The sequence below is a fragment of the Alcanivorax sp. HI0044 genome (assembly GCF_001634945.1).
This window is the reverse complement of the sequence record NZ_LWEZ01000449.1, coordinates 1-699: the sequence shown is the minus strand read 5'-3', so window position 1 is coordinate 699 and position 699 is coordinate 1. Positions and strand designations below refer to the sequence as shown.

The 699-nt window shown below is 55.8% G+C and carries 1 protein-coding gene; it reads left to right on the top strand.

Annotation, left to right across the window (positions count from 1 at the left end; genetic code table 11):
- On the top strand, window positions 1–582 hold a 582-nt coding region (locus A3730_RS05540; RefSeq protein ID WP_369819044.1), incomplete at its 5' end, for an HD domain-containing protein.
- Window positions 583–699 lie beyond the last annotated feature (117 nt).

Genomic DNA, 699 nt, shown 5'->3' with positions numbered 1-699 from the left:
AGAACTGTAACCACACCCGATATCGGGCGGAGCTACATGAACAAGGACTTGATCACCCAGTTACCCAGAGTGGAGCAACTGTTCGACCAATACGCAGAGCGTTTTGGTAAACAACAGACCGCGTACCGCAACCATGTCTATCGGCTGGTAAACCTGGTCATGGCGCAACGCCCCATCAACGACGAAGAGCTGGATAAACTGCAGGTCGCCGCCTTTTTCCATGATGCAGGTATCTGGCTCGCCGGCACCTTCGACTATCTGCAACCGTCCGCCCGCCTCGCTGAACACTACCTTCAGGAAGAAGGCCTGGACGATTGGTGTCAGGACGTGCGCAACATGATCATGAATCACCACAAGCTCAGTCGCTTCAGCCGCAACCACCTGGACCTCACCGAAGTATTCCGCCGGGCAGACTGGGTTGATGTAAGCCTGGGACTGCTGCGTTTCGGCATTCCCATTGCGCGAATCCGGTTGATCAAACGGGGCTTCCCCAATGCAGGCTTTCATCCGCTACTGCTAAAGCTCAGCGGCCAACAACTACTCAGCCAGCCCTGGCGTCCCCTGCCCATGCTGAAACGATAACCTTCTGCGCAGAACCCTGTGGCACAGGAGATAAAGTTACCCACAACTTCTGTGGATAACTCTGTGCATAGACTGTCAGGAACCGTCCCCACCGCCTGCCGCGCCTGCCATGTCATT